The organism is Blautia sp. ZXY-1-C6, from assembly GCF_056339875.1.
Genome location: NZ_JBWJVQ010000066.1, coordinates 1 through 8,320, shown reverse-complemented (window position 1 = coordinate 8,320; position 8,320 = coordinate 1). Strand labels below are relative to the sequence as shown.

At 37.2% G+C, this 8,320-nt stretch carries 7 protein-coding genes and 1 pseudogene; all 8 read left to right on the top strand.

Annotated elements, in window-relative coordinates; translation table 11 throughout:
- Positions 1-35: 35 nt before the first annotated feature.
- The 8 genes and pseudogenes from AC075J_RS02670 (at position 36) to AC075J_RS02635 (ending at position 7,958) form a co-directional block, all read left to right on the top strand.
- Positions 36-1,538 (top strand): sugar ABC transporter ATP-binding protein, encoded by a 1,503-nt coding sequence (locus tag AC075J_RS02670; protein ID WP_055060739.1) that lies wholly within the window; start codon positions 36-38, stop codon positions 1,536-1,538.
- 17 nt (positions 1,539-1,555) lie between these two features.
- Positions 1,556-2,539: an ABC transporter permease gene (locus AC075J_RS02665; protein WP_055060738.1), complete on the top strand. Its 984-nt coding sequence runs from the start codon at positions 1,556-1,558 to the stop codon at positions 2,537-2,539.
- Positions 2,540-2,541: 2 nt separating this feature from the next.
- Positions 2,542-3,234: a cyclase family protein gene (locus AC075J_RS02660; protein WP_055201535.1), complete on the top strand. Its 693-nt coding sequence runs from the start codon at positions 2,542-2,544 to the stop codon at positions 3,232-3,234.
- A gap of 28 nt (positions 3,235-3,262) precedes the next feature.
- Positions 3,263-3,886, top strand: a complete 624-nt coding sequence (locus AC075J_RS02655; protein WP_081019028.1) for a bifunctional 4-hydroxy-2-oxoglutarate aldolase/2-dehydro-3-deoxy-phosphogluconate aldolase — start codon at positions 3,263-3,265, stop codon at positions 3,884-3,886.
- A 65-nt stretch (positions 3,887-3,951) separates the two neighbouring features.
- Positions 3,952-5,100 (top strand): galactonate dehydratase, encoded by a 1,149-nt coding sequence (gene dgoD / locus AC075J_RS02650; RefSeq protein ID WP_055060736.1) that lies wholly within the window; start codon positions 3,952-3,954, stop codon positions 5,098-5,100.
- Between the two features lie 482 nt (positions 5,101-5,582).
- On the top strand, positions 5,583-5,768 hold the full coding sequence (locus tag AC075J_RS02645; protein ID WP_319017478.1) for a cupin domain-containing protein: 186 nt from the start codon (positions 5,583-5,585) through the stop codon (positions 5,766-5,768).
- Between the two features lie 43 nt (positions 5,769-5,811).
- On the top strand, positions 5,812-6,162 hold the full coding sequence (locus AC075J_RS02640; RefSeq protein WP_020993826.1) for a class I mannose-6-phosphate isomerase: 351 nt from the start codon (positions 5,812-5,814) through the stop codon (positions 6,160-6,162).
- Positions 6,163-6,478: 316 nt separating this feature from the next.
- Positions 6,479-7,958: pseudogene (locus tag AC075J_RS02635) on the top strand (IS1182-like element ISRmsp2 family transposase).
- The last annotated feature ends 362 nt before the right edge of the window (positions 7,959-8,320 follow it).

Genomic DNA, 8,320 nt, shown 5'->3' with positions numbered 1-8,320 from the left:
TGCAATTATAAACTATTTTCTGAAAGGAACTTACAATGGATAAACAAGGTTTAGTATTGAATGGCATTGGAAAACAGTTTTATGGAATTACAGTACTGTCTGATATCGATTTTGAAATCCTTCCAGGTGAGATACATGGTCTTCTTGGAGAAAATGGAGCAGGAAAGTCAACTTTGATGAAGATTATCAATGGAGCGCTTACACCTACAACTGGTGATATATATATTGATGGGGAAAAAATGTCTTTTGACTCTCCTCATGCAGCAGCTAATCATGGAATACGAATGGTGTATCAAGAACTAGATCTGTTTCCGCATCTGACCGTGGCAGAGAATATCTGCCAGGGGAATATTCCTAAGAATAAGGCTGGCATGGTTGACTGGAAAGAAATGGAAAGGGTATCAAAAGAACTCCTTAAATTGATTAAAGTGGACATTAATGTAAATGAAAGGATGGATCGTCTTAGTATTGCTCAGCAACAGATTGCAGCAATTGCAAGAGCTTTAAACGGAAATTGTAAATTTATTCTTCTGGACGAGCCGACTTCTGCGTTGCCCAAAAAAGATGTTGAAAATTTATTTGCCATTGTCAGAAATTTGAAAAAGGAAGGAATTTCTGTTGTATTTATTTCTCACAAATTAGATGAGATGATGGATATCACAGATAGAATAACTATATTAAACAATGGAAAAAAAGTAGCTACAGTGCAAACATCAGATATTAATGAAGAGTTGTTGGCAGAAATGGTTGTTGGAAAAACCATCAAAAACAAGTATCCTAAAGTTCGCTATGAAAAGGGCGAAACATTGCTGAGATTTGAACATATTACATTGAAAAACCATTTGAATGATATTTCGTTTGAATTAAAACGTGGTGAAGTTCTTGGAATTGTGGGACTTCTCGGTGCTGGAAAAACAGAAATAGCAAAGGCTCTTTTTGGAGTATATGGAAAAGGTAATGACAAGCTGACAGGAAATATCTGGTTTAATGGCAAAAATGCAAGATATGCATCTCCGGTAGAGGCGGTGAATGCCGGAATAGGATATATTTCAGAAGACAGAGGCGGAGAGGGGCTGCAGGTTAATCAGGCAATTGATTTTAATATTTCGCTAGCGGCATTAAAACATATCAGAAGAGGTGTTTTTCTGGATTTAAAAAAAGAGAAAGCAGTTAATCAGAAATTAATTGAAAAATTGCAGGTTAAATGTGAAAGTATGAAACAAAAGGTGACAAACTTAAGTGGTGGAAATCAGCAGAAAGTTGTTATTGCCAAATGGTTTGCATCAAAAGCCAGGATTATTGTTTTGGATGAACCAACGCGAGGAATTGATATTGGAGCAAAAGTAGAGGTATATAAGCTGATCAATGAAATGGTAGAAGCAGGTATAGGGGTGATATTGTTATCATCAGAAGTACCGGAAGTATTTGGTATGGCTGATAGAATCTTAGTGTTGAAAGATGGCCAGATTACAGGAGAATATGGCATGGATGAAATAAATAAAATAAATGAAACAGATTTACAAAGACTCGTAATGTAAAGGTGGAGGGTTATAAAATGAAAAAGGAATCCAACGGAACAACCATTGTAAAAAATTTCATGAAGTCACAAGGGTCGGTATTTATTATATTGCTGGTAATGTGTATTATTGCATCAATATTTACAGACAAATTTCTTTCTGTTTCAAACCTTAGCAATGTGTTGGCACAGTCTGTAACCTGTGGTATCGCAGCGATTGGCATGACATTTGTTATTCTGACAGGTGGTATTGATCTGTCTGTCGGAGGTTGTATTGTTTTTTCGGCAACGATTGGAACAAAGTTATTGTCAGAAGGGAAAGTAGGAGTAGGAACAGCAATCATCATAATGCTTTTGTTAGGCGTATTGGTTGGTGTTTTTAATGGCTTTTTAATTACGGTATTAAAAATGCCGGCATTTATTGCTACGCTTGCTTCGTCTAATGTAACAGCGGGATTAGCACTTTATATTTCTATGGGAAAGACGATTATAGGGCTTCCTTTGGAATATAGTTTTATTGGCCTTAAAAAGATTGCAGGTGTGCCATTTTGCGTATTACTGATGATTTGCTTATATATAGTCGCGTATATTGTATTGAAATATACAGGATACGGACGCAAGGTATATGCTACAGGAAGTAATCGTAAATCTGCATGGCTAAGCGGAATCAATGTAAGACTGATTGAGTTTTCAGTTTATGTTATTCAGGGTGTCATGTCTGCTCTGGTTGGAGTTGTATTAACGTCAAAATTGTTAACATGTACCAGTACAATTGGTAATGGTATGGAAGTAAATGCGATTGCAGCAGTAGTAATCGGCGGAGCAAGCATGTCAGGTGGAGAAGGTAGCATTGTTGGTACGATTGTTGGAGCTTTAATTTTAACAATTATCAGTAATGCAATGAACCTTATGAGTGTTAATGCATATCTGCAGCAGGTAGTTATGGGATTGATTATTATTATGGCAATTCTGTTTGATATGGTACGTAAAGGATATATTTTCCGTAAACCAGATGAGGAGTAAAAATGTTAATAGAATTAAGTTACATAATAAGTTTGGATATGCCTAAATGGCCAACGAATCCAGCAGAAAGAATTGAATATAATACAGTAATACAAAATGGAGATCCAAGCAATGCATCTTCTGTATTTCACCATTTGCATACAGGAACACATGTAGATGCACCGTTTCATTTTGATGCTAATGGAAAAACAATCGACCAGATTCCGATAGAGGATTTCCATTATACAAAACCATTAGTTCTGGAAATTGCAAAAGGAAAAGGGGAGAGAATTCGATATGAGGATTTAAAATTGCATGAATCTGAAATAAAAGAATGTGATATTTTGTTCTTATATACAGGTCATTCGCGTTTGAGAGATATTTCTCCGGAGGATTTTGTGGATAATTTCCCATGTATGGAGGTAATGGCTGCGAAATATTTACGAAAAGAATTCCCTGAATTAAAGGCAATAGCAATGGATTCTATTAGTTATGATAGTGCTATTACAGGTGGAGATGAAGGGTTTCCATGCCATCATGCGTTGTTGGAAACAAATAGTGAACAGAAAGAACGAACATTGCTTCTTTTTGAAGATGTAAATATTCAGAAGTTATTAGGTGTGGAAAGAATAAAAGAAATTTGTGCATTTCCAATTCGTTTTTCACAGTTGGAAGCTGCTCCTGTAGCGATGGTTGCTATTACTGATCATATCTGATTTTCAATAATACTAGGAGGAAAATAGAATGGATATGTATTCTGTTGTAAAAGAAAATCCGATACTTGCAATACTGAGAAATATCCCATTGGAATATACGGTTGATTATGCGCAGGCAATTGTAGATGGGGGGATTTCGTTTTTTGAAGTGGCTTTGAACAGCGAGCATGGTTTAAAACAGATTGCAATACTACGAGATCGCTTTGGGGAAAAATGTATGATAGGAGCAGGTACAGCAATAAGTGTGGATCTTGCAAAAGCGGCAATAGGAGCAGGAGCTCAATTTTTGCTTACGCCAGGTACACCGATTGATGTGCTTCAGTATTGTGCAAAAAAAGACATTATGTTATTGCCTGGGGTGTTTACACCTGGAGATGTTGCAACAAGTTTGGAATTTGGCTATAAAACAATGAAATTGTTTCCGGCAGGGTGTGCTCCGAAAGGATATCTCAAAGCGCTAAAAGGACCATATGATGAGGCAAATTATATTGCAATTGGTGGCGTAACTATTGATAATATTAATGACTATTTTAAAGAAGGATATATGGGGGTAGGGCTGGCGAGTAACCTTATGCCGTTATCTGTGTTGAAAGATAAAAATTGGGATTTGGGAGTATCTTATGTTCAAAAATATGTATCAAGGGTAAAATGAAGGGTGTGATGATCATTCTAAAATAAAGATATAAAAGAAATTCTGTTGAAGGAGGACATAAGAAAGTGAAAATAGTCGAAGTTAATGCTTACCATGTGCGACCACGATGGGGATTTGTAGAAATTATTACAGATGAAGGAATCACTGGATGGGGTGAGGCAGTACTTGAAGGACATTGTGATGCTGTTCTGGCATGTGTGCAAGAATATAGATCGTATTTGATAGGACAGGATCCATTCCGAATCGAAGACATTTCGGCTACAATCTTTCGCGCTGGATTTTATCGTGGCGGCGGTGTTTTAATGAGTGCTCTTTCAGGTATCGATCAAGCGCTTTGGGATATTAAGGGCAAAGCGTTTGGTGCACCGGCATATGAATTGATGGGAGGAAAATGTAGAGATAAGATTAAAGTATATTCCTGGATTGGTGGAGATAGGCCATCGGATGTTGGCACAGCGGCAAAAGAAAGGCAGGACGCAGGGTTTAAAGCAATCAAAATGAATGCGACAGAAGAGCTGCAGATGATTGATAGTTATGACAAAATAGATGCTGTTCTTGAAAGAGTTGCTGCGATTAGAGAATCATGTGGCAAGTATTTTGGTATTGCAATTGATTTTCATGGACGTGTTCATAAGCCGATGGCAAAAATACTAGCTAAAAAACTGGAAGAGTTCGACCCGATGTTTATTGAAGAGCCGGTGCTGTGTGAAAATATGGAAGTGTTTAAAGAGATTGCCGTTGCCTGTAATATTCCAATTGCTACGGGAGAAAGGCTCTTTACTAAATATGATTTCAAGAGACTTCTGCAAGCTGGTGGTGTAGATATTATTCAACCGGATCTGTCTCATGCAGGGGGGCTTACCGAAGTGAAGAAGATTGCGTCTATGGCAGAAGCGTATGACGTGGCACTCGCTCCGCATTGCCCACTTGGTCCAATCGCATTGGCTGCGTGTCTGAATGTAGATGCAACATGCTATAATGCAGTTATTCAGGAACAGAGTATCGGCATACATTATAATGTTGGGAAAAGTGTGCTTGATTATGCATTAAATAAACAAGATTTTCAGTTTGTTGACGGTTTCTGTGCAATGCCAACGAAACCTGGCCTGGGGATTGAAGTGAATAAAGAACTTGTTTTGGAAGAGAATCTGACAAAGCATCAGTGGAAGAATCCAATATGGAGACATGTTGACGGATCTGTTGCTGAGTGGTGAATAATGGGTATATCTTATATGCGTGTTTAGAGACGTGTGTCTTATGAGAAGGCGTTTTCTGGTCTTTGTTCTTTTTAGAGCGTTCATAGCATCTGTCAGGGTGAGCTGTGAACGCTTTTTGATTTGCAATCAAATATTGTAAAAACAGCTAGGAGATATCTCGTGTTCATTATAGCATGCGGCATATGTCGGGCGACTTTGACTGTGTTCGATTACTGGCTTCATCTATTTGTCTAGGGAATGTCATAGAACACATTTGTTATTCGTAATGAAACTTCCAAATGTAATAAATTACTATCTTCTATCAAGGTAATGAGAATAAAATTTAAAAACAGCCCGTATTTATGCGGAATTTCTTGCAAAAATGTGAACTTCCAGTAATTTTTCAGCCTAAAGAAAAAAGAACGAAATAAAATTATAAAAATCCCGGCCACAGTATGAACTATCACAGTCACAAGAACCGGGATGAGGTGTGAGTAGTCATATCTGGTGAGGGAAAAACCATCGTGGATGATATGGAGCAGATGGTAAAGCCAGGTGACGTTATAACTATGTCCGCAGGCTGCCGTCATACTGTGATAGCTGATACAGAACTGAAGCTGATTGAAGTACAGCTGGGCGCGGATATCAACGTTCACGATAAGCAGAAGTTTGAGCTGGAGCGGTAAATAAGATAGAAAATACAACTGATAAGAAAGACAGGGCACGGTGATGAAGTATCTGCAGAATGTACCTATTCACAAGGATGACCTGTTTTTTATCCCTGCAGGCACGATCCATGCCATTGGGGCAGGTGCGCTCGTTGCAGAAATCCAGGAAAGCTCGAACCTGACCTATCGGCTGTATGATTACGACCGCATAGGAAAGGACGGGAAGAAAAGAGAACTGCATATCGACAAGGCGTTGGATGTGGCAGATCTTCACGGCAGTGCAGAGCCGAGACAGCCGCTGCGGGTTCTGAAGTACCGTCCGGGGATGGCATCGGAGCTGTTGATACGCTGCAAATATTTTGAAGTATACCGGATGCTTATCAATGGAGTATGCCAGGAAGTGCAACGCTGACCTGTTGTTGGTAACTGATTCGGATTGTGACCGTGTGGGTATTGCTGAACATTGGGGTCAGACCCCATAAAGAATGATGTGCATAAAAATAAAATATGAAGCGGTCCCCATGAAGCAAATCCAACATACCGCTTTACGCAAAAAGGTTTCATGTTATCATTATCTCATCAAGAGTTCTGATAATTTGAAACCTTTTTTGCAATTATTTAACAATCGTAGCAAGAATTCCCTCACCTCTATAGGGACGCCACTGAAAAAGTGGTCGTAAAATCATATATCTGATATAATTAAGGTATCATAATTGTCGGAGGTTGAAATGTTATCATCCCAACTTAAACTTAGCCTTAGTTATTATTCAGATTTATATGACATGATTGTTCCAAAAGATCATATTCTAAGAAAAATCAGGGAATTGGTCGATTTTTCTTTTATATATGATGAATTAAAAAATAAATATTGCCTTGATAATGGACGTAATGCAAAAAACCCCTATATTGCTATTTAAATATCTGCTTTTAAAATATCTTTATAACCTTTCTGATAATGGTGTTGTTGAAAGATCACGATATGATATGTCTTTTAAATATTTTCTGGAATTAACGCCAGAAGAAGAGGTTATCCATCCTAGTCTTTTAACCAAATTCAGAAAGCAGCGTTTAAAAGATGAAAATATACTTGATCTGCTCATAAATAAAAGTGTAGAACTTGCCATAAATCAAGGTGTTTTAAAAAGCAATACTATAATTGTTGACTCAACTCATACAGAAGCCCGTTATCATAAAACTACTCAGAGAGAAATGTTGAAAAAAGCCTCTACTTCTTTAAAAGCAGCTTTAAAAGCAGCTTTAAAAGATTCTGATAAAGACATTTATCTGCCAGATGAACCTGAAAAACGAGCTTCTTTAGATGAGTATAATGAATACTGTCATGAATTATTAAACACAGTTCAGGAAAGTCCGTATTCAGAACTGCCAACGATTAAAGAAGAATCTTCTATGTTATCCGAAATTTTGGATAATCAGATTGATTGTTATGATCAATCCATTGACCCGGATGCCCGGATTGGCCATAAAACGGTCAATTCTTCTTTTTACGGATACAAAACTCATTTGGCCATGACAGATGAACGGATTATCACAGCAGCAACAATCACATCCGGCGAAGCATTTGATGGTCAGGAACTTCCAGTACTGGTTCAAAAAAGTAAAGCAGCAGGTGCAACCGTTAATGAAGTAATAGCAGATACCGCATATTCCACACTGGAAAATTTAAAAGATGCACAAAGCAATGACTATAAATTAATTTCAAAGCTTAACCCGAGCATCATAAAAGGGACTCGTTCAGAGGAAGGCTTTATCTTTAATAAAGATGCGGATACCATGCAGTGCCCAGCGGGGCATTTGGCTATAAAATATCGAATTGACAAACGTAGTAATCAGAAAAAGAATACACGTATCAAATATTTTTTCGATATTAATAAATGCCATGTCTGTCCTTATCGTAATGGCTGCTATAAAGAAAATGCAAAAAACAAAACGTATAGTATCACTATTAAATCAGATTATCATAAAAATCAAGAAGCGTTTCAAAAAACACAATATTTCAAGGAACGTTTCAAAACCCGCTATATGATAGAGGCAAAAAATAGTGAATTAAAAAATATACACGGATATAGTCGTTGTGATGCTGCTGGACTATCAAACATGCAACTTCAAGGAGCAGTATCAATATTTGCAGTCAATTTAAGACGAATTTTAAAACTAAAGGGAGAAGTCTGCCCAAATGAGGAAAAATAGGAAAATTCATCTCTCAAAAGGGTAGATTTTGCATCCCTCAAAACACTATTTTAGCAATATTTTATTATCAAGGAACATTTTTGCACATATTTGACACCCTGTGATACTAAACTTACCACTTTTTCAGTGGCGTCCTATAGGTGATGGGATGAATTGCACATTCGAGCATATCTGCTCAAATGCATAAAAATTCATAAAAAATCACAAAAACACTTGTTCTGATACAAGAAATATATTATAATAGAAAAAAGAACAATATGCTCTTGGATTTTGGGCGGTCGAGGAGTGAGTGTACATAATGAGTTTAGATAATAATTCTCATTCAGTGTTTTTATTTGATTCTGGTTATGAAATATAGCACC

Excerpts from the sequence above, each read along its gene's own strand:
- AC075J_RS02640 (WP_020993826.1), top strand. The coding sequence starts at position 5,812 with ATGAAGTATCTGCAGAATGTACCTATTCACAAGGATGACCTGTTTTTT.
- AC075J_RS02660 (WP_055201535.1), top strand. The coding sequence starts at position 2,542 with ATGTTAATAGAATTAAGTTACATAATAAGTTTGGATATGCCTAAATGG.
- AC075J_RS02655 (WP_081019028.1), top strand. The coding sequence starts at position 3,263 with ATGGATATGTATTCTGTTGTAAAAGAAAATCCGATACTTGCAATACTG.
- AC075J_RS02665 (WP_055060738.1), top strand. The coding sequence starts at position 1,556 with ATGAAAAAGGAATCCAACGGAACAACCATTGTAAAAAATTTCATGAAG.
- AC075J_RS02670 (WP_055060739.1), top strand. The coding sequence starts at position 36 with ATGGATAAACAAGGTTTAGTATTGAATGGCATTGGAAAACAGTTTTAT.